This window comes from Pseudomonas sp. PME37.24/006 (assembly GCF_055556635.1).
The window spans coordinates 238,757-264,923 of sequence record NZ_JBVHNL010000005.1; the positions used below are offsets into that span (position 1 = coordinate 238,757).

Consider the following 26,167-nt stretch of genomic DNA (forward strand, 5'->3'; position numbering starts at 1 on the left):
CCGCTTTAGCCGCGAGCTCTTTGTTTGCCTTGATAAAAAGCTCGAGGCTAAAGCCCCTCCTACACGTTACGCGACCGGCCGTTTTCGCCTTTTAACCACCCGCTCACACAGTGTCGTATCAGGAAGCCGCCAGCACCGGCGCCCTTGCCTCAGCACGCCGCAGCAGCTCGCGCAGGGCGGCGAGCTGGGCTGCATCGCCGTCATCGATCAACTGCTCGAGGGCGTTCTCGATGCGCTTCAACGGGGCTGCTGCCGGCAGATTGAGGTGTTGCGCGTCGATCTCGTCGGCGCCGGAGACGAGCAGCGCGAAGTGCACCACGTTCTCCAGCTCGCGGGTATTGCCCGGCCAGTCGTGCCGTTCGAGCACGGCCTGGGCGGCGAGGCTGATGCCTGGCAGCGGCAAGCGCAGACGCTGAGCGTAGATACCCAAGAAGTACTCGGCCAACGGCAGCACGTCGCCAACCCGCTCGCGCAGCGGCGGCAACTCGAGGCGGCCATCGCTCAGGTAATGGGCCAGGCGCTCGTCGAACTTGCCGGCCTTCACGGCCTGCCACAGGTCGATGCTGGTGGCTGCCACCAGGCGCACATCCAGCGGGGTCGGCTGTGCAGCGCCAACCCGCCAGGCTTCGCCGGTCTCCAGCACACTGAGCAACTGATCCTGCAGGGGCAGCGGCAGGTCGGCGATTTCGTCCAGATAGAGGGTGCCGCCGTTGGCGGAGCCCAGCCAGCCGGCGCGGCTGCTCGGCGCACCCTGATGGGCACCGGCCACGTAGCCGAACAACTCGGCCTCGGCGTGGTTGAGACTCAAACCGCTGCAGCTCAGGGCGACGAACAGGCCGGGGCGCTCACTGGCCCGGTGAATGTGCCGCGCCAGCAACTCTTTGCCAGTACCGGTTTCGCCCTGGATCAGGATCGGCACGGGCAGACCGGCCAGGCGTTCGACTTCTTCGCGCAATTGCCGGGTTCGGGGGTCGATGAACACCAGCGCCTTGGCACGAATACTCAGCGGACTCTTGTCCGCATCGGGAAAAATCAGCAGCGACTGGTCGCCAGCCGATGACAGGCTCATAAATCACTCTCTTTGACGTCAGCCGCGAACGGCCGATGGAATAATGGGCTTGGTAAAGCGCGGTCAAGCCGCACCCTGTATGGCGCGGCGGCAAGCAACCGTCAGGCGCGGCGACGCATCTGCTGCTCTATACGGCTCTGCAACCGGAACAGGTAAGCGAAGCCCTGCTCCCAGCGCTGGTGCCCGGACTTCACGTTGATATGCCCCGCGCCGCTGAGGATGGCGGTCTCGCTGCCCCATTCGCGGGCCAGTTCGATGGCGCGCGCGGCACTGGCCGCCGAGTCGTTGTCGGAGCCGACCAGCTGGCTGGGGAATGGCAGCAGGTGCCGAGGAATCGGCGCGAAATTGCGCAGTGCTTCGGGGCAATTGGGGCGCTGTACATCGGCCGGAGCGACCAGTAGCGCACCGCGCACCCGGCGCAGCGATGCCACTGGCGCCTGCGCCGCCCAGTGAGCGACGGTGACGCAACCCAGGCTGTGGGCGATGAGAATCGCCGGCCTCGGGTCGGCGAGGATCTGCCTCTCCAGAGCGGCAACCCAATCCTCGCGGCGCGGCGTCAGCCAGTCCAGCTGCTCGACCCGCGCACTATTGGGCAGGCTGCGCTGCCAGTGGCTCTGCCAATGGTCATCGCCCGAGCCCTGCCAGCCCGGCACTATCAGGTATCGAATCGCTTCACTGCGCATCGCGGCGCCTCCCGTATCTGCATGTCGTGCAGCTGTAAGTGCATCGTGTGCAGTTGCATCTGCACCCTGTGCATTCACCTCTGCATGCCGTGCAGTGTAGGAGGGCAAAACAGAAACCAAAAAGAATAAGAACTTATTTGCTTATTCCTCATAAGCAAATAGCGATCTGTGATGACCGTAAATCGGATATATACCCAGAAGAAATATAAATGTTCTTAAACAGTATTTTTAAGAATATTTCAGATTCCCTAGTATCCGCTCCACGCCCCGCAGCCGACAGCCGTCGCACCGAGAACGAGGGCAAGGAGCCTTTAGCCATGACCGCAACCCTTCGCAACCTGGAAGGCCAGGATGACGCCACCATCCTGCGTGAGATCCAAAGCGCCCTGAACGGCCTGAAGTTCGGCTCGGTAGAGATCACCGTGCACAACGGTCAGGTAGTACAGATCGAGCGCAAGGAAAAATTCCGCCTGCAGCCATCCGGTAGCAAGAACGCCTGATCGCTGTTTCGCCAACCCGACGACGGGCCGCACATGAGACTCACCATGAACCCCTATCGCTACTGCCGATGTAACCCACGAATGTCGGGCTGAGACCTGACATCGAAAAACAAAGCCCAACACGCCAACACCGTATTCAGTATCGAGGAGCTCCACCATGTCCATTCGCCGTTTCGCACTCGCTGCACTCGCCAGCGCCCTGGTAGCCGGCCCGGTTTCCGCCCAGACCCTGCTCAACGTGTCCTACGACCCGACCCGTGAGCTGTACGTCGAATTCAACAAGGCCTTCAACAAGCACTGGCAAGAACAAGGCAACGAAGCCCTGACCATCCAGCAGTCTCATGGTGGCTCGGGCAAACAGGCACGTGCCGTTATCGACGGCCTGCAAGCCGACGTGGTGACCCTCGCGCTGTCCGGCGACATCGACGCGATCAACCTGAACCAGCCGCTGATCGACAAGAACTGGCAGAAACGCCTGGCCGACAACAGCACCCCGTACACCTCGACCATCGTGTTCCTGGTTCGCAAGGGCAACCCGAAAGGCATCAAGGATTGGGATGACCTGGTCAAGGATGGCGTCGAAATCATCACCCCGAACCCGAAAACCTCCGGTGGTGCACGCTGGAACTTCCTCGCTGCCTGGGCTTACGCCAAGAAGAAATACGGCAGCGACGAAAAAGCCCTGGAATACGTGACCGAGCTGTACCGTCACGCGCCGGTTCTCGACACCGGTGCCCGCGGGGCGACCATCAGCTTCGTACAGCGTGGCCTGGGCGACGTGCTGCTGGCTTGGGAAAACGAAGCCTACCTGTCGCTGGCCGAAGAAGGCGGCGACCAACTGGAAATCGTCACCCCGTCGCTGTCCATCCTCGCCGAACCGCCGGTAGCAGTAGTCGACAAGAACGTCGACCGCAAAGGCACCCGCAAGGCCGCCGAAGCCTACCTGCAGTACCTGTACAGCGAAGAAGGCCAGCGCATCGCCGCGAAGAACTTCTACCGTCCGCGTAACGCCGAAGTGGCAGCCGAGTTCAAGGATCAGTTCAAGGATCTGGATCTGGTCACCATCGACAAGGACTTCGGTGGCTGGGCCTCCGCACAGCCTAAGTACTTCGACGACGGCGGCGTGTTCGACGACATCTTCAAGAAGATCAATCAGTAAGCCACGCCTTATCGACGAAGCCCGCCACTCCTGAAGGATTGGCGGGCTTTGCTCTGCGGACCTGATTAAAAAGGACTCTCCATGTCTCGTCGAACCTCCTCGGTCATACCCGGCTTCGGGCTGACTCTGGGCTACACCCTGACCTATCTCGCGCTGGTGGTGCTGATTCCGCTGGGTGCCATGTTCCTGTTCTCGCTGCAGCTGTCGCTGGAGCAATGGTGGAACCTGATCACCAACCGCCAGGTGCTGTTCTCCCTCAAACTTTCCTTCGGCACCGCCCTGGCGGCGGCGCTGCTCAACGGCATCCTCGGCACCATCATTGCCTGGGTACTAGTGCGCTACACCTTTCCCGGCCGACGCATCATCGATGCCATGGTCGACATGCCGTTCGCCCTGCCCACTGCGGTCGCGGGTATCGCACTGACCGCGCTGTACGCGCCCAACGGCATGATCGGCTCGCTGTTCCCCTTCAAGATCGCCTACACGCCGCTGGGCATCACCCTGGCACTGGTGTTCGTGACCCTGCCGTTCGTGGTGCGCACCCTGCAGCCGGTACTCGCCGATTTCCCCAAGGAAGTCGAAGAAGCGGCCTCCTGCCTGGGCGCCAAACCTCTTCAGGTGTTCTGGCACGTGCTGCTGCCAAGCCTGCTGCCCGCCTGGATCACCGGCTTCGCCCTGGCCTTCGCCCGTGGTGTCGGTGAGTACGGCTCCGTGGTGTTCATCGCCGGCAACATTCCGATGAAGACCGAGATTCTGCCGCTGTTGATCGTCTCCAAGCTGGATCAGTACGACTACCCGAGCGCCACCGCCATTGGCGTGCTGATGCTGGTGGTCTCGTTCGTCCTGCTGCTGCTGATCAACCTGCTGCAGCGCCGCATTCAGCCGCAAATCTGAGGAGCCCGTCATGAGCCTTGCAACCCTTAGCAAGAACGCGGCTGCGCGCCCGGTACGCCGCTCCCCCGGCGCCATCACCCTGATCGTCATCGCCTGGGCGGTGTTCGCGGTGATTCTCGTGCTGCCGCTGTACATCGTCGTCACCCAGGGCCTGAGCCGTGGCCTGGAGTTTTTCTGGGAGGCGATCCGCGAGCCGGACGCCATTTCCGCGCTCAAGCTGACCCTGCTGGCCACGGCCATTTCCGTACCGCTGAACCTGGTATTCGGTGTCGCGGCGGCCTGGTCGGTGACCAAGTTCGAGTTTCGCGGCAAGAGCGTGCTGGTGACTCTGATCGACATGCCGTTCTCGGTATCGCCGGTGGTCGCCGGTCTGATCTACGTGCTGCTGTTCGGCGCGCAGAGCAAGCTGGCGCCGTACCTGCAGGATCAGAACCTGCAGATCATCTACGCCGTACCGGGCATCGTCCTGGCGACCATCTTCGTGACCTTCCCCTTCGTCGCACGCGAACTGATCCCGCTGATGGAAGAACAGGGCACTACCGAAGAGGAAGCCGCACGCCTGCTCGGCGCCAATGGCTGGCAGATGTTCTGGCATGTCACGCTGCCTAACGTAAAATGGGCGCTGGTCTACGGCGTGGTGCTCTGCACGGCGCGGGCGATGGGCGAGTTTGGTGCGGTATCGGTGGTTTCCGGGCACATCCGCGGTTACACCAACACGCTGCCACTGCACATCGAGATTCTCTACAACGAATACAACATCGTCGCCGCGTTCAGCGTGGCCATCCTGTTGTTGGTCATGGCCCTGGTCGTGTTGCTGCTTCGCCAATGGAGCGAAGCGCGCTTGAGCCGGCAGCTCAAGACGAATCAGGACGATTGAATCATTCCGCCGGCGCCGCGCTCTTGCGCGAACCGGCCAGACAGAACGACAGGTGTAACCCATGAGTATTCAAGTTCAAGGCATCAACAAGCACTTTGGCCAGTTCAAGGCGCTCAACGACATCAACCTGAACATCAACAGCGGTGAGCTGGTGGCCCTGCTGGGCCCGTCCGGCTGTGGCAAGACCACCCTGCTGCGCATCATCGCCGGCCTGGAAGTCCCGGATACCGGCAGCATCGTGTTCCACGGTGAAGACGTTTCCGAGCACGACGTGCGTGATCGCAAGGTCGGCTTCGTGTTCCAGCACTACGCCCTGTTCCGCCACATGACCGTGTTCGACAACGTCGCCTTCGGCCTGCGCATGAAGCCCAAGGGCGAGCGCCCGAACGAGAACGTGATCAAGAAGAAGGTTCACGACCTGCTCGACCTGGTGCAGCTCGACTGGCTGGCCGACCGCTATCCGGAACAGCTCTCCGGTGGCCAGCGCCAGCGTATCGCCCTGGCCCGCGCCCTGGCGGTGGAACCCAAGGTGCTGCTGCTCGACGAACCCTTCGGCGCCCTCGACGCCAAGGTGCGTAAAGAGCTGCGTCGCTGGCTGGCGCGCCTGCACGAAGAAGTGCACCTGACCAGCGTGTTCGTGACCCACGACCAGGAAGAAGCCATGGAAGTGGCTGACCGCATCGTGGTGATGAACAAGGGCGTGGTCGAACAGATCGGCTCGCCGGCCGAGGTCTACGAGAAGCCGTCCAGCGACTTCGTCTACCACTTCCTCGGTGACGCCAACCGTCTGTATGTCGGCGACGATCACCACGTGCTGTTCCGCCCGCACGAAGTGAGCCTGTCGACCGAGGCACTGGAAGGTCATCAGGCTGGTGAAGTGCGTGACATCCGCCTGCTCGGCGCCATCACCCGCATCACTCTGAAGGTCGAAGGCCAGGACGAACTGATCGAAGCCGAAGTGGCCAAGGATCACCTCAGCCTGGATAACCTCAGCCGCGGCACCACGCTGTACTTCAAACCCAAGGGCGGCAAGCCGGTCAGCACGGGTGTTCAGCCATAAGCGCCACGCGATAAGCTTCAAGTCGAAACGCCCTGGCCAAACAGCCAGGGCGTTTTTGTTTGCGCCTTCGCCTACCATAAGGGCCTACCTGCAACGGACGCTCGCCCATGCTCACCTTCGACGGTCTCGTCACCTACCTGCCGCTGATTCTGCTCACCTTCCTGCTCGCCGGCATGGTCAAGGGTGTGGTCGGCCTCGGGCTGCCGACCATCGCGGTCGGCCTGCTGGGTCTGGTGATGACGCCGATGCAGGCAGCGGCGCTGCTGATCATCCCGTCGATGGTCACCAACATCTGGCAACTCTGTGATGGGCGCAGCCCGCTGCCGATGATGCGCCGCCTGTGGCCACTGCTGCTGGGCATCGTGGCCGGCACCTTGGTCATCGGCTTCTATCTGCAGAGCCAGAGCCTGCCAAATGCTACGCGCTGGCTGGGCCTGGCGCTGATCCTCTATGCGGTACTGGGGCTGGCATCGGTGCGCTTCACGGTGACGCCGGCTCATGAAAGCTGGCTCGCCCCGTTGATCGGCGCCATTACCGGAGCGATTACCTCCGTCACCGGCGTGTTCGTGATTCCGGCGGTGCCCTATCTGCAGGCCATTGGCCTGGAAAAAGACGATCTGGTGCAGGCCCTGGGGATTTCCTTCAGCGTGTCGACCCTGGCTCTGGCGCTGAGCCTCGGCCACAGTGGCGAGCTGCTGCAACCGGCAGTGCTCGGCATGTCCGCTCTGGCACTGCTGCCAGCCCTGCTGGGCATGGCCGGCGGCCAATGGCTGCGCCGCCGTATCAGCCCGGAGCGCTTCAAACGCTGGTTCTTTATCGGCCTGCTGTTACTCGGCGCAGACCTGGCGCTGCGCGGTGGTTTCTAGCGGCTGAGATGGGGCATAAGCAGCCGGTGAGCAGAGCTTTTGTGGGAGAGGCTTTAGCCTCGATTTTGCTTAGCTAGGTGTAAAGAGCTCGCGGCTAAAGCCCCTCCTACAAAAAGAAAGCTCTGCTCACCATCCGCTTTCGCCTTATAAAAGCCCGGTCAAACCACCCCACGCTCGCGAATCAGCGTCGGGCCAGCACGCTGGACAACTTCATGCTCAATCTCTTGGCGCAGGCCGAGCAAAAAAGCCGCTTCGGCGACCACGAACAATGGCCCGATCATCAGCCCCATAACGTCGTCGACGAATGCCGGCTTGCGGCCTTCGTAGAAGTGGCCGACGAACTGGATGATCCAGCCCACCACGAACAACCCCAACCCCGCACTCAGCCACAATGCCGCGCCGCCCATCGCCAGCCCGGCGCTGAACCACAGGCAGAGCGCCAGCAACGCGCCCATCACCACACCGAAGCGCAAATCCAGGCGCAGGTAGAACAGCGTAGTCAGCAACGCCACGGCCGCAGCCGGTGACAGCCATAAGCCTGAAACCGCCACGCCAGGGCGCGACAGCAGCACGGTGACCGCCAGGACGATCATCGGAATGCCGACGAAGTGGGTGACGATATTGCGCCGATCGCGGTGATAGGCCGCGTACTGGGCGAGGTGATCCACCAGGGTTTTCATTGTTGTTATCCTCTTGGGTGCGTGTCATCGCATAATGGCGCCGCCACCTCGCCAGCACTGTCAGCTAGCCGACAAACCGGAACATCCATGACCGATCTGCATGCCGTTCTGCTTCAGGGCCAATGGTTCGCCGCACTGCCGCAGGCGTTGCAGCAGACGCTGGTGAGCCAGGGGCGGCAATTGAACCTGGAGGCCGGGCAACGTCTGTTCAGCCGTGGCGACTCACCCAGCGGCCTGTATGCCGTGCTGTCCGGCGCCGTGCGCGTCGGCACGGTGGATGCCCAAGGCAAGGAAGCGCTGCTGATTCTGGTGGAAGCGCCGCACTGGTTCGGCGAAATCGCCCTGTTCGACGGTCAGCCGCGTACCCACGATGCCTTCGCCGAGGGCGCCAGCAGCCTGCTGCACGTGCCCCAGGCCGGCCTGTTGAGTCTGCTCGAGGCCAACCCCGCCTACTGGCGTGACATCGCCCTGCTGATGGCCCACAAGGTACGCCTGGCGTTCATCGCCCTGGAAGAGATGAGCCTGCTGCCCGCTGCGCAGCGTCTGGCCCGGCGCCTACTGCTGATCGCCGAAGACTATGGCGAAACCCAGGGGCCCCGGCGCATCATTCACCTGGCGCAGGAGCAACTGGCCGCGATGCTGGCCATCTCCCGACAGACCGCCAACGGTGTGCTCAAGGATCTGCAGGCCCGCGGTATCGTGCGACTGACCTACGGTGAGATCGAGATTCTCGACCTCGATGGCCTGCGACAGGCCGCCCAGTAACCACATGAAGCTTTTGTGACAGCCGAACCAATGGCTAAGCGCCATGTCCCTATTCATTGCCTGAAATAAAGGCCTGCCGGCTGACCCCGTGCTGGCCGGAAGCGATCCCGGATGCCGTTGCCAGAAACTCAAGACTCCACCGACCTGCCTGCCGTACTCGCTGGCCCGATCCTGCGGCGCCTGGAGCCTGGCCGCCTGGTGCTGTGGCTGGTAGGAAGCCGCGCGCTGCAACTGACCCTGCGCCTCGCGCCGGGTGAACAGGCCGCGCGCGATTACCCGCTGGGTGATGATGCTTGTCAGCGCCTGGTGATCGGCGAGCACGCGGTCATCCATCTGATCGACCTGCACCTCGACACCCCGCTGCCCCAGGACGAACGCATCGACTACGATCTGCTGGTCGACGGCCAACAGGGCATCGCCGACTGGGCCGCGCACCTGCTGTACGACGGCGCGCCGCAGCCCAACTTCGTGCTGCGCTCGCGTATCGATAACCTGCTGCACGGCTCCTGCCGCAAGCCTCATCACCCGTCCAAAGATGGCCTGCTCTGCGCTGATCGCCTGCTGGCCACCGCCCACGCACCGCACGAGCGCCCCGCTCTGCTGATGCACAGCGGCGATCAGGTGTACGCCGATGACGTCGCCGGGCCGATGTTGCGTGCCGTCCACACGCTGATCGAACGCCTGGGCCTGTATCACGAGAAACTCGAGGGCGCGGTGGTCGAAGACAGCGCCGATCTCTACGTGCACCCGGCCAGTTACTACCATCGTGCCGATCTGCTGCCCGCACTGAAGACCAACGAAACGCTGCGCGAGCGCTTCTTCGGTGGTACCGAAAAGCCCATCTTCACCAGCAGCAACGCCGACAACCACTTGGTGACCCTGGCCGAGGTGCTGGCCATGTACCTGCTGGTCTGGTCGCCGACGCCCTGGACACTGATCGACCTCGACCAGCCGGAACTGAGCGAAGAAGACGCCGAGCGCTACCGCACGGAACAGGCTTGCATTGAGGCCTTCGTCGCCAACCTGGGTCAGGTTGCCCGTGTTCTGGCGCACCTGCCGAACCTGATGATCTTCGACGATCACGACGTGACCGATGACTGGAACCTCTCCGCGCAATGGGAAGAAACCGCTTACGGCCATCCCTTCTCCAAGCGCATCATCGGCAACGCGCTGATTGGCTATCTGTTGTGTCAGGGCTGGGGTAACAATCCCGACGCCTTCGCCGAGCCAATGGCCAATATCAGCGCCCTGTGCGAGCAGGCCAGGGAACGAGGCTTCGGCAGCCCGGCGCAGGATCGCCTGATCGACGAGCTGATGGCATTCCAGCAATGGCACTACGTGCTGCCCAGCACACCGGCGCTGCTGGTACTCGACACACGCACCCGACGTTGGCGCAGCGAGCGCAATATCAAACGCCCCTCCGGGTTGCTCGACTGGGAAGCCCTGAGCGAATTCCAGCAGGATCTGCTCGACCACCCCTCGGCGATCATCGTCTCGCCGGCGCCGATGTTCGGCGTCAAGCTGATCGAAGCGGTGCAGCGGGTATTCAGCTGGGCCGGCCACCCGTTGATGGTCGATGCGGAAAACTGGATGGCCCATCGCGGCGCTGCCAGCGTGATGATGAACATCTTCCGTCACTCGCGTACGCCACGGGACTACGTGGTGCTCTCAGGCGACGTGCACTACTCGTTCTTTTACGAGGTCAAGGTACGCCAACGGCGCAATGGGCCGACCGTCTGGCAGATCACCAGCAGCGGCGTGAAGAACGAATTTCCACGACGCCTGCTGGATACGTTCGACCGCCTCAACCGCTGGCTGTATGCACCCTGGTCGCCCCTCAATTGGCTGACCAAACGCCGCCGCATGCAGGTGTTCCCGCACATTCCCAAGCAGAGCAAGGCAGGCGAGCGTTTGTGGAATTCCGCCGGCCTCGGTCAGGTGCTGTTCAACGCCGAAGGCCAGCCCAGCCGCGTGTTCCAACACAACGCCGACGGCTCGCCGCGCACCGAATTCATCGATGACCGCGACGAAGTACCGGAGCCGCACGAAGAGCCTAAACGCGCGTGAAGCCATCAATCCTGTAGGAGCCCCGACCTCGGGGCGAAGCGATAGCAGCCATCCAGAAAAATAGCGGCGTGACCACCATTCGCCGCGGGGGCGCGGCTCCTACAGGGTCGTGTGAATCCTCAGATCCGTAGGAGCCCCGACCTCGGGGCGAGCCGATTGCGGCCATCCTGCAAAAGCGGCGTCCATACCCACCATTCGCCGCGCGACGCGGCTCTTAGCGTATCGTCTAGCGCAGCTTCTCCAGCAGTTGGTAGTACCACATGCCCAGCGCCAGCATCGGGTTGCCGAACACGTCGCCCATCGGCACCTTGATGTGCGAACAGCCGGCAAAGGTCTCGAAACGCGCCAGCTCACCGCTCATGGCTTCGGCCATGATCTCGCCCATCACGTGGCTGGTGGCGATGCCGTGGCCGGAGTAGCCCTGGCAGTACCAGACATTGGGTGACAGCTTGCCCAACTGCGGGATGCGGTTGACCACGATGCCCATGGCGCAGCTCCACTGGAACTCGATGGGCACGCCTTTCAGGCTCGGAAAGGTACGTTCAATGCCGGGCCGCAACTCGGCCGCGATATCACGCGAGTCGCGCCCGGAGTAGTTGGCGCCGCCGCCGAATAGCAGGCGCCCATCGGCGGTCAGGCGGTAGTAATCGAGCACGAAGCGGCAGTCGTAGACGGCCAGATCCTGAGGATTGATCTGCGCAGCCAGTTCGCCCAGCGGCGCGGTGGTAACGATGCCGCCCATGGCCGGGAAGATCATGCCCTTGAGCTTTTCCGGCTCCAGCTTGTGGTACACGTCGCCGGCCAGCATTACCTGATTGGCGACCACCCGCCCCTCGGCCGTGACCAGCGTCGGCGTGGCGCCGTGGACGATCTCCAGCACCGGCGAGTGCTCGAAAATCAGCGCGCCCAGGCTGTGTGCCGCCCGCGCTTCGCCCAGACACAAGTTCAGCGGATGCAGGTGCAAGTTGCGGGTGTTCTTCAGCGCACCGAGGTACAGGTCGCTGGCCAGGTGGGCGCGTACGCCGCTGGTGTCCAGCAAGGTCAAGTCCGCCTCCATGCCACGGCGCAGCGCTTCGTCGTGGGAGGCACGCAGTTCATTGAGGTGGGCGGGTTTCATCGCCGCGTGCAGGTGGCCGTGCTTGAGGTCGCAGGCGATGCCGTAGCGACGCACCCGTTGCTCGATGATGTCATGGCCGCGCCAGCGCAGGTTCCAGATGAAGTCGTCGACCTCATCGCCCAGCCGCTTGCGCATCTGCTTGGTCATGGCGGTGTCGCCCGACAGGCTGCCGGTGACCTGCCCGCCATTGCGGCCGCTGGCGCCCCAGCCGATGCGGTTGGCTTCCACCACGGCGATCTTGAGGCCACGCTCGGCCAGTTCGACCGCAGTGGCTACGCCAGTGAACCCACCGCCGATGATCGCCACATCGACCCGCACCTCACCCTGCACGCTCGGGTAGTCGCTTTCCTGGTCGATGCTCGCGCTGTAATAGGATGGGCTGCGCTCGGCTGCCGTAGCCATGTCTTTCATGTCAGTTCCTTAGCGGCCCGCCTGAGCGCGCCACGATAATCATGTTGTGCACGTTCACGCCTGAGTCAGGTACCAGCGCCAATCCTGCTCGCCGACTTCACCCATGAAGCGGCGCTGCTCCTCGCGCTTGACCGCCAGGTACACGTGCAGAAACTCCGCACCCAGGACCTCTGGCGCCCAGGTCGAAGCTTGCAGCGCGGACAGCGAGGTGAGCCAGTCGGTGGGTAGCAGGGTCTTGGCCTGGGCATAGCCGTTGCCTTCGATGGGCTCGCCGGGGTCCAGCTCCTCGCGGATACCCCGGTGGATACCGGCAAGGATCGCCGCAGCGGCCAGATAAGGGTTGGCGTCGGCGCCGCAGATGCGGTGCTCGATATGCCGCGTGAACGCCGGGCCACCCGGCACGCGCAGGCTGACGGTGCGGTTATCCACACCCCAGGTCGGCGCCAGCGGTGCGTAGCTGTTGGCCTGGAAACGCCGGTAGGAGTTGGCGTTGGGGCAGAACAGCAGCAGCGAGTCGAGCAGGCTGGCGAGCATGCCACCCACCGCGTAACGCAGCAGCGGCGTACCCGCAGGCGCCTCGCTGGCAAACAGGTTGCGGCCCGAGGCGTCGTTCAGGCTGACATGCATGTGCATGCCGGTGCCTGCCAGGTGATCGAACGGTTTGGCCATGAAGCAGGCCTGCATGCCATGCCGGTGAGCCACGCCCTTGACCAGGCGCTTGTAACGCACCGCCTGATCCATGGCCTGCAACGCATCGCCATGCTCCAGGGTGATTTCCACCTGCCCCGGCGCGTACTCGGAAATCGCGGTGCGGGCGGGGATGCCCTGAGCCTTGCACGCGGCATACAAGTCAGCGAGAAACGGCTCGATCTGCTCCAGCTCGCGCAGGCCATAGACCTGGGTATTGCGCGGCCGCCCGCCATCGGCATCCAGGGCCGGCTGCGGGTGGCCGTGGGCGTCGCGCTCGGCATCGAGCAGGTAGAACTCCAGCTCGCAGGCCATCACCGGGTAAAATCCCTCGGCCTGCAGCCGCTCGATCACCTGCACCAACACATGGCGCGGGTCGGCGATGCTGGCCGGCATGCCCTCCTGCGGGTGCATGCTGACCTGCACCGCCGCGGTGGGGATCAGCCGCCAGGGCAGGCGCACCAGGCTACCGGCCAGAGGGTAGGCACGGCAATCAATGTCGCCGACGTCCCAGACCAGCCCGGAATCCTCCACGTCATCACCGTTGATGCTCAGGCCGAGGATGGTGCTCGGCAGTGGTCGCCCGCTGCGGTAAACGGCGAGCAGTTCGTCACGGTGCAACAGCTTGCCGCGTGGCACGCCGTTGGCGTCGATGATGAACAGTTCGAACAGTTCGATATCGGGGTTTTGCGCGAGGAAATCCTCGGCGTCTTGCAGCGGAGCGAATTGCATGATGACTTCTCATATAGCCATGGGCGACCGTCACGGGTGACCCGGATCGAATTATCGGCTGCATGGGCAGCCCGGCATCATAGCGAAGCGAGAAGAACATCCGGCGGGCGGGCGTGGCGGCAATGCCAGAGGGCCCAGAAGGTGAGCGTCTGTGGCAGCGCCGTGGGTTCGGGCGCCCGCCCCCGCGAGTGCAAGGCAGGCAGAACGATGACAGGGGCTGAACTGCAAAGCGGGCTAGACATGTCAACGAGGCTCGCACGCGGCAATAGTCGCGTTAAATCGTTATTACTGCACCTTCAGATAGCCACATGCTAAACAATCACCTTTCAAGGCTCCGGCTTGTAACCCAGCCGTAAACCGCCCCAGTGCTTGCCCTGCACATGGATCGGTACGGACAGGTCGTGCATCAGCTCGCCGGTGTCACGCATGTAAGTCTGTAGCAGCACGCGCTGCTTGTGGCTGCCGCAGCGGATGCCGGTACGGTCGTTGAACAGCCGCTTGCTGCGGCTCTTCACGGTATCCACGGCGCGATCACCGGTGGGCGGATGGTTGAACGCCTCGTTGTGGGTCGGCACATAGCCTTCCGGGGTGGTGGAAATGGCGAACACCAGGCCTTCGTGGCGCTTGAGCAGCGGCTCTTGGAGGATAGGCAAGACCTGATCCGCATAGCCGTCGAAACGGGTCTTGAACTTGGCCGGAAAGCTATTGGGGATCGGCTGGTACTGGCGGTCGAACAAATCCGCCAGGCTGATACGTCCGGCCTGAATATCGGCCTCGAACTGCCGACCAATCGCCGCAGCGCCTTCCAGCGCGAGGTCGTAAATGCGTTGGTGGTAACTGTCCAGGCCGACACTGGCGAGCCGCTCACTGACGGTTTCCGCCTGACCGACCAACTGCTCGGCCGCCTTGCCCAACTGGCGGGTCTGGTCTTCGCTGCTGCGCACATCACCGCGCAACTGCTCGACCGCCACCAGCAGCTCGGCCAGGTGTTCGTGGTTGCTCGCCGTACCGGCACTGATCTGCGCTACCTGGGTGTCCACATCGGCCGCTAGGTCGGCGATACCGCGCAATTGCTCGCCGGTGAATTCGATCTGCCGGGCGGCCGCTTCCAGCTCATCAGCCTGGCGCTGGATATGGCTGACCACCGCCGTGCTCTGCTGGCGGATATCGGCGACCATCTGCCCGACTTCACCGGTGGCGGTGGCGGTACGACCGGCCAAGTTGCGCACCTCATCGGCGACCACTGCAAAACCGCGGCCCTGCTCGCCGGCACGGGCGGCCTCGATGGCGGCGTTGAGCGCCAGCAAGTTGGTCTGGCTGGCGATGGACTGGATCACCTGGGTGACCTGCTCGATCTGCTCGGTACGGGCGCTGAGCCCGTCGATCAGCTCGCGGCTGGCAGCGGTCTGTGCACTCAGTTGCTGCATGCGGCTGATCGCCTGCTGTAGCTCGGCCTGGCCGCTGGCACTGCTGGTACGCACGGTTTGCGCGGCGCCCAGTGTCTGGCCGGCGAGTTCGGCATTGCTCTGCTCGGTGCGAGTCACGGCATGGGCACCTTCGCCGATCTGCTCGACCGCGGCCAACTGCGACTGCAGCTTGCCGGCCAGCTGCTGCACAGTGAAGGCCACCTGAGCTGCCGACAGGGCGTTATGACAAGTGTGTTGCGACAGGCTCCGGCTCAGTTCATCCAGCGAGGCTGCTGGCGCGGCGTCGGCGGGCGGCTCAGCAGCCTTGCGCCAGGGCCCGAACCACGGCCACAGCGCCAGCAACAGCAGCGCAATGGCGCCAAGATAGGGCGGCAGATGCACCTGCTGCCAGACCACCAGCAACGCGAGCAAGCCGAGCACGTGCAGGGCCAATGCCAGCCGGTCATGCGTAAAACCAGAACCCATGGCGAACCTCATTATTTTTATAGTGCCGGGATGTCGGGCGCAGCGGGCGCGCCGGCAAGGGCCGAGCCTTGTTTAAGCTCATCGGCAGCGCGGGGCGTATCTGTAGAGGCGCGGCAGCCGCCCAACCGAGTTGACCACCTCATCATGCGCCGGGCTATGGCACTTTGGTAGCAGAGGGTCGGCCGCTTGGGGGAATGCAGGTCAGCGCTTGAGGCTGTGGCGTTTGACGAAGGCGCGGTCGAAGTAGTCCTTGCAGCGCCCGTAGAACTGCCCGCCGGCGCTCCACTGGCGCCAGCCGAACAAGGCGCCGCCATCACCACTGGCCAGCAACAGCGGGCGCTGGCCGCTGGTTTTGAGGTCACGCAGCGGCCCGCCACGCAGCGCGGCGCTCAGGTTGGCGGCCAGCACCGGCACCTGGCGCATGGAATACAGGCCGCTCTTGCGCACGCCAGGCAGGTTGGCGCAATCGCCCACGGCGAATATCTGCGGGTGGGAATGGCTCTGCAGAGTCGGCGCGGTGTGCACGAAGCCATCGCCATCGCAGCTCAGGCCGCTGTCGGCGATCCATGGGAACGCCTGGGCGCCACTGGCCAGCAGCAGCCGGCCGCCGCGCCACACCGCCGCGTCGCCACTGATCAGGCAATCGCCGTCGATGCGGCTGATCGGGCAATGCTCGCGCACCTGCACCCGGCGCATGCGCAGATGGCCCCAGGCGCGCATCCGCAAACCGGCACAGTGGCCGGCCAGCAGCGGTTCGCCACAGAACAGCGCCAGCTGCGGTACCTGATCGGCCAGCGCCAGGGCCATTTCCACGCCCGCCACGCCGCCACCGAGAATCGCCAACGGCTGGGGATCACGCTGCCAGGCCTGCCAGCCGGCGATGAAGCTGTCCACCGGCTTGACCGCCAGCACGTCCATCGCGTCGCCCTCGCGGGGCGGACAGGCGACCCGGTCGCCGGTATTCAGCGACAGCCAGTTGCTCTGCAGCACGCGACCATCGCCCAGGCTCAATTGCCGCGTGGCGGCATCCAGCGTCGTCACCGGCGCGACGATCAGCTCGACCTGGGCGGCCTGGCACAACGCGGTCAGCTCGATCTGGCAGTCTCCGGCGCCATAACGCCCCGCCACCAAACCGGGCAACATACCGGCATGCCAGGTGTGCTCGGCGCTGGCCACCAGGCCGATGCGACCCGCCGGCCGCTCGATCAGCGCCCAGCGCCGCAGAACCCCGAGATGGGCCGGGCCTGCGCCTACCAGCAACAGATCGTAGTCAGTCATCTACACCGATATCCTTGTGAGCCTGAGCAGAGCGGCGCGGGCCGCCCAGCGGAAAGCAGAACGAGCTTTGACCGAAACACGCGCGGAATGATCCGCGTTCCCCGAGCATGGCGGCAGCAGGTCGTTTCGAGCAAGAGAAGAGACGCTTGAGGCAGGCTTTCGACACATTTTTGCGGCGTGATTTATGCCGAGATCACGCCACAGACGCCTGAGCAGGCAGGCGCTCGAGCACTCCGAGGTCGAGGCGCAGCAGGCGCACGCAGCGGGCCTCGCGCAGCTCGCTGGGGCTTTGCGAGGCACCGAGAGCGACCACCTGCCCAGCGAGGTTGAGCACCAGCGCTTCGCGGGAGAACACCCCGCTGTTGAGGCTGTAATAAGCCGCCACCAGCTCGCGCAGCCCGAAGGGCAGGCGCCAGCGGATACGAAGCGCCGAGCCGAAGCTGGCGGCGCGCAGGCGGATGGCCTGCTCGATTTCCTCATCACTGAGGCTGCCGCCGGCGTCCTGCCAGTCCTGCATGCAGCGCAGCAGCGCCAGCTCGCCGATGTTGTGCAGCAGGCCGGCGGTGTAGCAGAGCTCGGCGTCCAGCGACAGCTCGCAGGCCAGCCAATGAGCGACCTCGGCACTGCGCTGGGCGGCGGCCCAGGTGCGCACGCCCTGCTCGGCCAAGCGCGGGTCACTGAGCCGTGCGTTGCGCTGCACGGAAAGCCCCAGCACCAGATTCAGGGTACGTGCCACCCCCAGACGCGGCAGGGCCTGGGCCAGGGTCTGACAGGGTGAGCCGTTGTGGTGAGCGGCACTGTTGGCCGCAGCGATCAGGCAGGCGGTAATCTGCGGGTCACGGGTGAACACCTGCTCCAGCTCACGCAGGCTCGGCTCGCTGCTGTTCAGGTACTGGCTGACCGAGTCACGCACCGAGGCCAGCAGCGGCGCGCCCTGCCCCTCTTCGCGCATGGCATCCAGGTAATCCTCGAGGCGGTTCACCAGCAGCGGACGAATCGGGCACAGCAACTCCTCGCCCTCGCTGAGCAACAGCCCGGCCAGGCGCTGGCGCAGTGCTTCGGCGTTGAAGGGTTTGGCCAGGTAGGCGGTGGGCGCCAGCGGCTTGGCGGCGCGCACGCTGTTGGCATCCAGGCGACCGCTGATGAGAATGAACGGCAGCGCCGGAGTACGCGGGTGGCGGCGCAACTGGCGCAGCAACTCCAGACCATCGACACCCGGCAGCTCGCTGTCGGCGATCACCAGTTCCGGCAGACGCCGCTTGCAGCGTGCCATGGCCGCCTGGCCATCGCTGACACGGATCACCACGGCGTCGCAGCGCACGTCGAGCACCAGTTGCTCGAGCAGATCGGCCGTCCACGGATCGGTATCGGCGATGAGAACTTCCGGGGCGGTGGCCGCTGCAGACATCTACAAACCTCTTCACATAGGTGTAAGAGGCTCAGTATAGACAGGTCAGCAAGCGCTCTGCCGTAGCCCAACAGGGAAAACGCAGGCAAAAAAAGACCCGCCGAAGCGGGTCTTTTTCAACGGCGTGGCTTACGCCAGTTCGTCGAAGCACTCGGCAACGATGGCGATGCCTTTTTCCAGCTGGGCGTCCGGGATGGTGACCGGCATCAGGAAACGCACCACGTTGTAGTAGGTGCCGCACGACAGCAGGATCAGGCCCTTGTCGCGCGCCTTGGCGACGATTTTGCCAGTCAGCTCGGCAGCCGGTTTGCTGTGGTCGCCGCCTTCGAACAGCTCGATGGCGATCATCGAACCCAGGCCACGTACGTCACCGATCACCTTGTGCTTGGCGGCGATGTCGCGCAGGCCGGCCTTGAGCTTCTCGCCCACGGCGTTGGAGCGATCCAGCAGCTTCTCTTCGTCGAACACCTTCAGCACGGCCAGGGCCGCGGCGCAGGCGATCGGGCTACCGGCATAGGTGCCGCCCAGGCCACCGGGGGCGATGGTGTCCATGATCTCGGCCTTGCCGCTGACGCCGGAGATCGGGAAGCCGCCGCCGACGGATTTGGCGAAGGTGGTCAGATCCGGCACGACGCCCAGTTGCTCGGTGGCGAAGAAAGTACCGGTACGGCCAGCGCCGGTCTGCACTTCATCAGCGATCAGCAGGATGCCGTGCTGGTCGCACAGAGCGCGCAGACGCTGCATGAAGGCTGGCGAGTTGACGTAGAAGCCCCCTTCGCCCTGCACCGGCTCGATGATGATCGCGGCGATGTCCTGAGGCTGGGCATCGTTCTTGAAGATGCGCTCGATGCTGGCGATGGACTCGTCTTCGCTGACGCCATGCAGCTCGCACGGCGCAATGGCACGGTACACACCGGCAGGCATAAGGCCCATGCCCGCGGAGTACGGCGCCACCTTACCGGTCAGCGACAGGGTCATCATGGTGCGGCCGTGGTAGGCGCCGGTGAAGGCGATCACACCAGCACGGCCGGTAGCGGCACGGGCGATCTTCACGGCGTTCTCGACGGCTTCGGAGCCCGAGGTGACCAGCAGGGTCTTCTTGGCGAAGTCGCCCGGTACGCGCTTGGCGATTTCTTCGCACAGCTCGATGTAGGGCTCGTACGCCAGCACCTGGAAGCAGGTATGGGTCAGCTTGGTCAGCTGTTCCTGAACGGCGGCGACCACCTTCGGGTGCAGGTGGCCGGTGTTCAGTACGGCGATACCGCCGGCGAAGTCGATGTACTCACGGCCTTCGACGTCCCACACGGTGGCGTTTTCAGCACGCTCGGCGACGATCGGGTGGATCTGGCCGACGCCACGCGGTACAGCGGCTTGGCGGCGTTGCAGCAGGGATTCGTTGGTCTTGCTCATGGCTTCCTCATTCACCGCTCATCGTCGGTGTGGTTCAAGGATGAAATGACCGGGTCAGCGCCGTCGCAGCATACGATGATCGACTGCAACACTCGCCCCGATCACAGGGACTATTTTTGCTTTCACGCACTATCGGAGCGTAGCGAGCGAAGGTCAGGCAAGGCGGCGGGGTCGGGAAAAAGCGGAGTTGGCTGTTGCCAATGAGCATTTTTCCCGGCCCCGCCAACGCAGCATCACCGAAGCGCAGTAGCGACTACCTAGATGCTCAGGCAGAGGTACTTGATTTCCAGATAATCCTCGATGCCGTACTTGGAGCCTTCACGGCCCAGGCCCGAGGCCTTGATGCCGCCGAACGGCGCCACCTCGTTGGAGATCAGGCCGGTGTTGATGCCGACCATACCGTATTCCAGCGCCTCGGCCACACGGAACACGCGGCTCAGGTCACGGGCGTAGAAGTAGGAAGCCAGGCCGAACTCGGTGTCGTTGGCCATGGCGATCACTTCGGCTTCGTCCTTGAAGCGGAACAGCGGCGCCAGCGGGCCGAAGGTTTCATCCTTGGAGACCAGCGCGTTCTTCGGTACGTCGGCCAGAATGGTCGGCTCGAAGAAGGTACCGCCGAGGGCGTGCGTCTTGCCGCCGGAGAGGATCTTGGCGCCTTTGGAAACGGCGTCCTCGATGTGCTCCTTGACCTTGGCCACGGCCTTCTCGTCGATCAGCGGACCGGTGGTGGTGCCCTCTTCCAGACCGTTGCCGATCTTCAGCTTCTCGACCGCGACCTTGAGCTTCTCGGCGAAGGCATCGTAGACGCCGTCCTGCACGTAGATGCGGTTGGCGCACACGCAGGTCTGACCGTTGTTGCGGTACTTGGAGATGATCGCGCCTTCGATGGCCTTGTCCAGGTCAGCATCGTCGAACACGATGAAGGGCGCGTTGCCACCCAGCTCCAGCGACACCTTCTTGATGTCCTGGGCGCACTCGGCCATCAGCTGGCGACCGATTTCGGTGGAGCCGGTGAACGACAGCTTGCGCACGATCGGGTTGCCCGTCAGCTCGCTGCCGATATCGCCAGCGCTACCGGTCACCACGCTGAACACGCCAGCCGGGATACCGGCACGGGTAGCCAGCTCGGCCAGGGCCAGAGCGGAGTACGGCGTCTGCGAAGCCGGCTTGAGCACCATGGTGCAACCAGCAGCCAGCGCAGGGCCAGCCTTGCGGGTGATCATCGCGGCCGGGAAGTTCCACGGCGTGATGGCCGCGGTAACGCCGATCGGCTGCTTGATGACAATCAGGCGCTTGTCGGCCTGGTGACCCGGAATGGTGTCGCCATAGATGCGCTTGGCTTCTTCGGCGAACCACTCGATAAAGGACGCCGCGTAGGCGATTTCGCCCTTGGCCTCGGCCAGCGGCTTGCCCTGCTCGATGGTCATCAGGCGAGCCAGGTCTTCCTGGTTCTCCAGCATCAGCTCATACCAACGGCGCAGCTTGGCGGAACGCTCCTTGGCAGTCATTGCACGCCAGGCCGGCAGCGCCTTGTCGGCCGCTTCGATGGCACGGCGAGTCTCGGCCGCGCCCATCTTCGGCACAGTGCCGATCATGTCACCCGTGGCCGGGTTGGTCACCTTGATGGTCTGGCCGCTGTCGGCATCAGCCCAGGCGCCGTTGACGAAAGCCTGCTGGCGGAACAGTTGAGCGTCTTTCAGTTGCATGGCGGTCTCCTCTATCCTGGCACCACGGCGCCAGGAGATGACGAAAGAAGCTGGGAGCGAACCCAGGTAGGGGTGGAGCGACAGATTAGCCACTGCCTGGCCGTTCGAACGGCGTGCAACGCCCAGAGTTCAGCGTAACCACATGCACCGTTTGAAATATCAAACAGATCCTAAGATCAGCAGGGTTAAAGGGCAATAGGCCGTTCGAGAAAATTAACAGCCCAGCCGATCACCGGCATTCGCACAGCCCTTCTTTATAGCCCAAGCCCGCCTTTCCTACCCACCAAACGAGGCCCGCCAGCAGCATGGACGCACGCCAGCGACATGCGTATGATTGCGCCCCGCAACGCACCAGTAGCTCAGCTGGATAGAGTACTGCCCTCCGAAGGCAGGGGTCGTGGGTTCGAATCCCGCCTGGTGCGCCAGATCGCTGTTTCCATTCATCCAACACGGATGCTCAGGGAACACCTGCAAAAGCCCGCAAAGTGCGGGCTTTGTCGTTTCTGGTGTTCTCACTTCTCCTTACAGCCGCTCAAACCTGACGCCCCATTCATGGCCGAGGCAGGCTTCAACTAACAAATCGAGCTTGCCTATAGTCGGCGCGGCGCCGCAATTTAGCGGCCAAGCTTGGCAGCTCAACTATATATAGGCGGATCGCCAAGCATCCAACAGCAAGCGTTTTGTTGTCAGCAATGCCGTGTCATGACGACAGTGCGCGGGGCTTCTCGGGATTGCCGGGAGCCTGATTCACGGTTCGCTACCCCGTGTACAGCTGCCACCATAATCGTTTGGCGCCAGTTCGTAGCAGCGCCTCAAACCGAGGGGCTATATCCATGACGAATGCCCACATCGCCAATCCGTCCGTATCGGTAGGTAGCTAAATGAATCTGTCCCCTTTTCCCAGGCATGGCAGGCACTCGAGTCCATCAGCAAGCTGAGCATCGAGACGCTGCCAACGGAGTTGAATGGCCCTGTCAGCATCAACCGCCGCCGCAAATAGCTGGGCACCCAGCTGAGTGCTGCAGCAGCGGGCTAGCCTGGCATGCGCCATACCGCACCACCAAAGCTGCCGAGGGCGGCTTTCTTTTGCCTGAGCGCCGCGTACCCGCTCGACGGTCGAGGCGGTCCGGCACCATACTCCACCACCCGGCGCGCACAATTGTCCCCACCACACCTGGCCGCTAAACATGTCGCTTTTTCTGCAGACCTGCACACCTCGTCAGCCGCCGACCCAGTGACGCGCCCTTCACTAAGGCCATTTGAAAAAGCCTGCAAATTCCAGCAGCAACCATCCCTTTTTACTGACCACAAAACCCGTGGTACCGATCGCACAATCAGAACAGCTCCGGTAGAATCTCCACGTCGAATTTGGATTTCCTCATGCCTAACCTGAATGTGATTGACCTATTTGCTGGAGTGGGCGGGCTGAGCCTTGGCGCTGCTCGCGCCGGCTTCAACGTTGCTGCAGCTGTTGAAATCGATAGATACGCATATGCAGCACACTCCCTGAACTTCCCGAATACAACTCATATCCAGGCTGACATTAAGGAAATGAGTGATAAAACTCTTATTTCACTTTGCGGCATTGAGAGAGAAGACATACACGGCATAATTGGCGGCCCCCCATGCCAAGGATTTAGCACTATAGGAAAGCGAGACGCTGACGACCCGAGAAACAACTTATTTTCAAAATTCTTTTCCTTGGTAAGAAAAATCAAGCCCGCCTTTTATCTTGCAGAGAACGTTCCGGGTATACTTGCTGAGCGCAATGAGGAACTTAGGACATCTGCTCTAGCACAAGTTCCTAGGAACTATGTACAGCTTCCACCGTTTCTAGTTAAAGCAAGTGACTATGGATCACCAACTACACGTACTAGGGTTTTCTTTATTGGCTATGATCCTAAGCGCTGCAGCACTCTAGATGAATCCATGTTCAAGGCTGCTGCAGACACACCCAAAACGACTGTCCGGCAAGCACTTTCCGGCCTACCAGAATTAGGAGATTTTTGGGAAACAGATGACGGCATCCTACCGATCAAACAACAAGATAGAACAGCATTTTCCTTGAAATTAAATGGTGCTGTACCTAAAAACGTTGGTCACGCCGCATCCATTAGAGCGCTAGCTAATGACAACCTAGTTTCAGGTTTTCTTCCAACGCGCCATACACCCTCGACCATTGAGCGCTTTGGTGGTGTACAGCCAGGCAAAAGTGATCCGATCTCGAAGTGCCCTAGATTAGACTATGAAGGTTTTTGCCCTACGCTCCGGGCAGGCACTGGGTCGGACAAAGGCAGTTTTCAAGCAGTGCGACCTATACATCCATCCCAGTCAAGGGTTATCAACCCTAGGGAGGCCGCGCGGCTCCAAGGCTTTCCCGACTGGTTTCAGTTTACAAATACTAAATGGCAGTCATTTAGGCAAATCGGAAACAGTGTTAGTCCTATCGTTGCAGAAGAAATTCTGTTGCGGCTCTTCAAATCCATTACTACCCAAAAAAGATTATAATTTCAAGAATAAAGAGCTTAGGCTAGACTAATCTGGCCTAAGCGGCCTTCAGAAAACGTTCAGCTCACCATAAAGCGGAAAATACTTGTAAAGTGATTGGTAGGTATCCAAGTCTTTCTGTGTCATATTAAAATCAAGATCTTTTGACCTCAGGCCCTGAGGGCTTGGCATTTTGCTATCTAAATGCATTTTCTCTTTCAATGTCAGTATCGGGAGATCTAGATCTTTCTGGCTCGAATCTAGCGACATGAAAGGGTTTTTCTGAGCTATATTTAACTGTTCAAAATTTTGAAAATCTTCAGCATCAAGAAGTATCCCTCCTGCTGTAACCATTTTCACACCATCCGCATAGCAGATATTCCAAAGTGGGTAAAAGCGAACATCATTACGGCTATCTAGAGCCGTAGCTTTCATAGCGTTCAAAATCACTTCACCCACAAGCTTGGGAAATTGATTTTTTGTCAACTTAACATCAAAGTCTGCCGGCAGGTATTCTTCACAAAAGCTTTCTAAATATTCTGACGGAGCAAGCTCTTCTCCATTAAATTTCTTGTCTTTTAGCTGGAGATTATCTGCATTAACCGTCACCAACAAAAGCGACCCGCTCGGAACATCGCTAACCACGCGCTCAATATCACCGCCCTTGAGAGCGCTTTCAAGAATCCCGTCATAGTCCAACCAAAGAATGGTACGCCTGTCTCCACTAACTAATTTCGGAAGTACATCTTCGGACAACCCCATATGTACATTGATACAGCCTAGGGGCTTATTAAATCTGACTCTATTTTCGAAGTGCATCTCACTTTCAATGGAGTGCATATCAGTGACTCCGACATGCCTATGAAGGAGCACGAAATCGACAAACCACAGTGAGCCAAACCCGATATATCGATAATCAGCAAAATTAAAAGCTTCAGAAAGACAGCTCAGAGAATCCATCAAAATTTTCCTCTCCGCCGACTTATTAGGTCGCAGGGAGTAATTAATCTTTCCGAAAGATCCAGCCACTTTACACCTCGCGATCCATCACGTATTCGAAAGCCCTTTGGCCTACTTCTGAAGGAGAAGCACCTGAAAGATTAAGTGCCCGACCTAAAGCTTCTACTTCATTCCTAGGCTTCTTGAAATCGATTTTAACTAGTTCTTCTCCGATAAGCTCAGGAAGAATCAACTGGCGACTTACCGAGACCTCTGCCAGTTTCATCGGCTCCGCAACTCGCTCAACCTTTTTAGCTGCAGATATATTTTTCTTACGCTTATTTGTATATGAGGTGAATGTTTTTGTGATATTCCTCATAATTGTAAGAGCTTTAACGTAGGCAGGATGTGTAACATCCACACCTCGCTTGGTAGTTATCCAAGGCAGCTCTCCTGAACTGCCGACAAATTCAACAATACCAACAAAACCATAATATTGTGGGTGCCACGTTGGTACCTTTTGCGTACCCCAGCCCGTTAAAGAGCCTTTATCACCAGCAATAACAACTCTGTCATTACAAACGACATACCAACCATAAAAGTCAATATTGGGATATCGCCCCTCAGCTGAAGAGTCGTCTACCGGATTCTCACCGAGTCCAGCAGTAATTCTCACCAAAACACCGTCAACGCTAAACTCATCTCGGTAAGGTACTAGCTGTTCGCTGGACTTCAAGACCGGCAGCTTAGCTGGGACTGCTTGTCCGTTGACCTCTACCTCAAGCCCATGACTTAATATAAAAGCATAATCGCGCTCTAGCACCTTCCTAAACCCAGACTCAAAGGTGGGAGATTCAAACTGACGTGAGATATTGGCATGAAGCTCCTTAATATCTAGGCTAGTACCCACAGGTACATCCGTACCTTCAGTGACCACATCAGTTAGAGTGAAAGTCCAATCAGGACCTTTAATTTTCAACCACTCCGAGACATCGAGATCTAGAACGAAAGACTCTTCCCCAGTAGAAGACTTTAAAAGTATCTTGTTCCCCAACTTGAAAAATGCGCGCTTCATCCCAATACCATAATAACCAATAGTATTAGCATCCTCTTCGTGCCTTATAGTGTCATCATCCCTGCCGAAACGGAAAGCGTATTCCTTAGCGCTAAATATTGAGATACCTCCAGATTCATCAGATATAGAAAAAGAGTCTTTAGAGAAAGACACTTTAACTTTATACCCTAAATATTTGAGACCTTGAGGTGCGGGCATTCCATTCCGCTGCCGGTGGTTCTCGATTGCGTCAACAGAGTTATCTATGAGATCAAGGATACAGTCTGTTAGAGAGATATCCCTTGTGATCATGCTGGCGAAGAATGGTTTGGAGGCGCGGGCTGTTGCTGATACTTCCATGCGATCATTTCCCTAGTATCAATTTAGTTAGCTGTACAACTGATCTACCAATAAGAGACCTGCCGA

21 protein-coding genes and 1 tRNA gene are annotated in these 26,167 nt (G+C 61.0%); 10 read left to right on the forward strand and 12 right to left on the reverse strand.

From position 1 onward, the window contains the following. Positions 1 to 118 precede the first annotated feature (118 nt). Both ACZ3GY_RS22050 and ACZ3GY_RS22055 read right to left on the reverse strand, forming a co-directional pair. Positions 119 to 1,069, reverse strand: coding sequence for a sigma 54-interacting transcriptional regulator (locus ACZ3GY_RS22050; protein WP_465911984.1), 951 nt, complete (start codon positions 1,067 to 1,069; stop codon positions 119 to 121). A gap of 101 nt (positions 1,070 to 1,170) precedes the next feature. Then, positions 1,171 to 1,752 carry an alpha/beta hydrolase gene (locus ACZ3GY_RS22055; protein ID WP_225836264.1) on the reverse strand — a complete coding sequence of 194 codons (582 nt, stop codon included), beginning with the start codon at positions 1,750 to 1,752 and terminating at the stop codon, positions 1,171 to 1,173. A gap of 317 nt (positions 1,753 to 2,069) precedes the next feature. On the opposite strand from ACZ3GY_RS22055, the gene oscA reads away from it, so the two are divergent. From oscA to ACZ3GY_RS22085, 6 genes are all read left to right on the forward strand, one after another. After that, the gene (gene oscA / locus ACZ3GY_RS22060; protein WP_225836266.1) at positions 2,070 to 2,252 is read left to right on the forward strand and encodes a sulfur starvation response protein OscA; all 183 of its coding nucleotides are present in this window, start codon (positions 2,070 to 2,072) and stop codon (positions 2,250 to 2,252) included. A 157-nt stretch (positions 2,253 to 2,409) separates the two neighbouring features. After that, positions 2,410 to 3,411, forward strand: coding sequence for a sulfate ABC transporter substrate-binding protein (locus ACZ3GY_RS22065; protein ID WP_465911985.1), 1,002 nt, complete (start codon positions 2,410 to 2,412; stop codon positions 3,409 to 3,411). Between the two features lie 81 nt (positions 3,412 to 3,492). Next, positions 3,493 to 4,305 carry a sulfate ABC transporter permease subunit CysT gene (gene cysT, locus ACZ3GY_RS22070; RefSeq protein ID WP_225836269.1) on the forward strand — a complete coding sequence of 271 codons (813 nt, stop codon included), beginning with the start codon at positions 3,493 to 3,495 and terminating at the stop codon, positions 4,303 to 4,305. A 10-nt stretch (positions 4,306 to 4,315) separates the two neighbouring features. Further along, positions 4,316 to 5,182, forward strand: coding sequence for a sulfate ABC transporter permease subunit CysW (cysW, locus tag ACZ3GY_RS22075; protein WP_463563206.1), 867 nt, complete (start codon positions 4,316 to 4,318; stop codon positions 5,180 to 5,182). 61 nt (positions 5,183 to 5,243) lie between these two features. Then, entirely contained in the window at positions 5,244 to 6,242 is a 999-nt protein-coding gene (locus ACZ3GY_RS22080) for a sulfate/molybdate ABC transporter ATP-binding protein (protein ID WP_463563205.1), read from the forward strand. A 107-nt stretch (positions 6,243 to 6,349) separates the two neighbouring features. Continuing rightward, complete coding sequence (locus tag ACZ3GY_RS22085) at positions 6,350 to 7,108, forward strand: sulfite exporter TauE/SafE family protein (RefSeq protein WP_465911986.1); 759 nt, start codon at positions 6,350 to 6,352, stop codon at positions 7,106 to 7,108. Between the two features lie 158 nt (positions 7,109 to 7,266). Here the strand turns inward: ACZ3GY_RS22085 and ACZ3GY_RS22090 are convergent, their stop codons facing one another. Beyond that, a complete protein-coding gene (locus ACZ3GY_RS22090) occupies positions 7,267 to 7,788 on the reverse strand; it encodes an Mpo1 family 2-hydroxy fatty acid dioxygenase (protein WP_465911987.1) in 522 nt (173 codons plus the stop codon). A gap of 87 nt (positions 7,789 to 7,875) precedes the next feature. Between ACZ3GY_RS22090 and ACZ3GY_RS22095 the strand changes: the two genes are divergently transcribed. Both ACZ3GY_RS22095 and ACZ3GY_RS22100 read left to right on the forward strand, forming a co-directional pair. Next, the gene (locus ACZ3GY_RS22095) at positions 7,876 to 8,553 is read left to right on the forward strand and encodes a Crp/Fnr family transcriptional regulator (RefSeq protein WP_465911988.1); all 678 of its coding nucleotides are present in this window, start codon (positions 7,876 to 7,878) and stop codon (positions 8,551 to 8,553) included. 111 nt (positions 8,554 to 8,664) lie between these two features. After that, positions 8,665 to 10,620 carry a metallophosphoesterase family protein gene (locus ACZ3GY_RS22100; RefSeq protein ID WP_465911989.1) on the forward strand — a complete coding sequence of 652 codons (1,956 nt, stop codon included), beginning with the start codon at positions 8,665 to 8,667 and terminating at the stop codon, positions 10,618 to 10,620. 226 nt (positions 10,621 to 10,846) lie between these two features. Here the strand turns inward: ACZ3GY_RS22100 and ACZ3GY_RS22105 are convergent, their stop codons facing one another. The 7 genes from ACZ3GY_RS22105 to gabD form a co-directional block, all read right to left on the reverse strand. After that, positions 10,847 to 12,148, reverse strand: a complete 1,302-nt coding sequence (locus tag ACZ3GY_RS22105; RefSeq protein WP_465911990.1) for an NAD(P)/FAD-dependent oxidoreductase — start codon at positions 12,146 to 12,148, stop codon at positions 10,847 to 10,849. A 54-nt stretch (positions 12,149 to 12,202) separates the two neighbouring features. After that, positions 12,203 to 13,567, reverse strand: a complete 1,365-nt coding sequence (locus tag ACZ3GY_RS22110; RefSeq protein ID WP_465911991.1) for a glutamine synthetase family protein — start codon at positions 13,565 to 13,567, stop codon at positions 12,203 to 12,205. Between the two features lie 326 nt (positions 13,568 to 13,893). Continuing rightward, positions 13,894 to 15,471, reverse strand: a complete 1,578-nt coding sequence (locus ACZ3GY_RS22115) for a methyl-accepting chemotaxis protein (RefSeq protein ID WP_465911992.1) — start codon at positions 15,469 to 15,471, stop codon at positions 13,894 to 13,896. 189 nt (positions 15,472 to 15,660) lie between these two features. Next, complete coding sequence (locus tag ACZ3GY_RS22120) at positions 15,661 to 16,737, reverse strand: FAD-dependent oxidoreductase (protein WP_465911993.1); 1,077 nt, start codon at positions 16,735 to 16,737, stop codon at positions 15,661 to 15,663. Positions 16,738 to 16,930: 193 nt separating this feature from the next. Then, positions 16,931 to 18,145, reverse strand: a complete 1,215-nt coding sequence (locus tag ACZ3GY_RS22125; RefSeq protein ID WP_225836292.1) for an HDOD domain-containing protein — start codon at positions 18,143 to 18,145, stop codon at positions 16,931 to 16,933. Between the two features lie 129 nt (positions 18,146 to 18,274). Beyond that, positions 18,275 to 19,555 (reverse strand): 4-aminobutyrate--2-oxoglutarate transaminase, encoded by a 1,281-nt coding sequence (gene gabT / locus ACZ3GY_RS22130; RefSeq protein WP_225836294.1) that lies wholly within the window; start codon positions 19,553 to 19,555, stop codon positions 18,275 to 18,277. A 257-nt stretch (positions 19,556 to 19,812) separates the two neighbouring features. Further along, positions 19,813 to 21,261, reverse strand: a complete 1,449-nt coding sequence (gene gabD, locus ACZ3GY_RS22135) for an NADP-dependent succinate-semialdehyde dehydrogenase (protein WP_465911994.1) — start codon at positions 21,259 to 21,261, stop codon at positions 19,813 to 19,815. A gap of 348 nt (positions 21,262 to 21,609) precedes the next feature. Here gabD and ACZ3GY_RS22140 point away from each other — a divergent pair. Then, positions 21,610 to 21,686 (forward strand) — tRNA-Arg (locus ACZ3GY_RS22140). Positions 21,687 to 22,641: 955 nt separating this feature from the next. Beyond that, positions 22,642 to 23,769, forward strand: a complete 1,128-nt coding sequence (locus ACZ3GY_RS22145) for a DNA cytosine methyltransferase (RefSeq protein WP_465911995.1) — start codon at positions 22,642 to 22,644, stop codon at positions 23,767 to 23,769. 48 nt (positions 23,770 to 23,817) lie between these two features. Here the strand turns inward: ACZ3GY_RS22145 and ACZ3GY_RS22150 are convergent, their stop codons facing one another. Then, positions 23,818 to 24,777 (reverse strand): O-methyltransferase, encoded by a 960-nt coding sequence (locus ACZ3GY_RS22150; RefSeq protein WP_465911996.1) that lies wholly within the window; start codon positions 24,775 to 24,777, stop codon positions 23,818 to 23,820. A gap of 1 nt (position 24,778) precedes the next feature. Beyond that, a complete protein-coding gene (locus tag ACZ3GY_RS22155; RefSeq protein WP_465911997.1) occupies positions 24,779 to 26,101 on the reverse strand; it encodes an ATP-binding protein in 1,323 nt (440 codons plus the stop codon). Positions 26,102 to 26,167 lie beyond the last annotated feature (66 nt).

Coding starts and splice junctions, on each gene's coding strand:
- ACZ3GY_RS22050 (WP_465911984.1), bottom strand. CDS start 1,069: ATGAGCCTGTCATCGGCTGGCGACCAGTCGCTGCTGATTTTTCCCGAT.
- ACZ3GY_RS22055 (WP_225836264.1), bottom strand. CDS start 1,752: ATGCGCAGTGAAGCGATTCGATACCTGATAGTGCCGGGCTGGCAGGGC.
- oscA (WP_225836266.1), top strand. CDS start 2,070: ATGACCGCAACCCTTCGCAACCTGGAAGGCCAGGATGACGCCACCATC.
- ACZ3GY_RS22065 (WP_465911985.1), top strand. CDS start 2,410: ATGTCCATTCGCCGTTTCGCACTCGCTGCACTCGCCAGCGCCCTGGTA.
- cysT (WP_225836269.1), top strand. CDS start 3,493: ATGTCTCGTCGAACCTCCTCGGTCATACCCGGCTTCGGGCTGACTCTG.
- cysW (WP_463563206.1), top strand. CDS start 4,316: ATGAGCCTTGCAACCCTTAGCAAGAACGCGGCTGCGCGCCCGGTACGC.
- ACZ3GY_RS22080 (WP_463563205.1), top strand. CDS start 5,244: ATGAGTATTCAAGTTCAAGGCATCAACAAGCACTTTGGCCAGTTCAAG.
- ACZ3GY_RS22085 (WP_465911986.1), top strand. CDS start 6,350: ATGCTCACCTTCGACGGTCTCGTCACCTACCTGCCGCTGATTCTGCTC.
- ACZ3GY_RS22090 (WP_465911987.1), bottom strand. CDS start 7,788: ATGAAAACCCTGGTGGATCACCTCGCCCAGTACGCGGCCTATCACCGC.
- ACZ3GY_RS22095 (WP_465911988.1), top strand. CDS start 7,876: ATGACCGATCTGCATGCCGTTCTGCTTCAGGGCCAATGGTTCGCCGCA.
- ACZ3GY_RS22100 (WP_465911989.1), top strand. CDS start 8,665: ATGCCGTTGCCAGAAACTCAAGACTCCACCGACCTGCCTGCCGTACTC.
- ACZ3GY_RS22105 (WP_465911990.1), bottom strand. CDS start 12,148: ATGAAAGACATGGCTACGGCAGCCGAGCGCAGCCCATCCTATTACAGC.
- ACZ3GY_RS22110 (WP_465911991.1), bottom strand. CDS start 13,567: ATGCAATTCGCTCCGCTGCAAGACGCCGAGGATTTCCTCGCGCAAAAC.
- ACZ3GY_RS22115 (WP_465911992.1), bottom strand. CDS start 15,471: ATGAGGTTCGCCATGGGTTCTGGTTTTACGCATGACCGGCTGGCATTG.
- ACZ3GY_RS22120 (WP_465911993.1), bottom strand. CDS start 16,737: ATGACTGACTACGATCTGTTGCTGGTAGGCGCAGGCCCGGCCCATCTC.
- ACZ3GY_RS22125 (WP_225836292.1), bottom strand. CDS start 18,145: ATGTCTGCAGCGGCCACCGCCCCGGAAGTTCTCATCGCCGATACCGAT.
- gabT (WP_225836294.1), bottom strand. CDS start 19,555: ATGAGCAAGACCAACGAATCCCTGCTGCAACGCCGCCAAGCCGCTGTA.
- gabD (WP_465911994.1), bottom strand. CDS start 21,261: ATGCAACTGAAAGACGCTCAACTGTTCCGCCAGCAGGCTTTCGTCAAC.
- ACZ3GY_RS22145 (WP_465911995.1), top strand. CDS start 22,642: ATGCCTAACCTGAATGTGATTGACCTATTTGCTGGAGTGGGCGGGCTG.
- ACZ3GY_RS22155 (WP_465911997.1), bottom strand. CDS start 26,101: ATGGAAGTATCAGCAACAGCCCGCGCCTCCAAACCATTCTTCGCCAGC.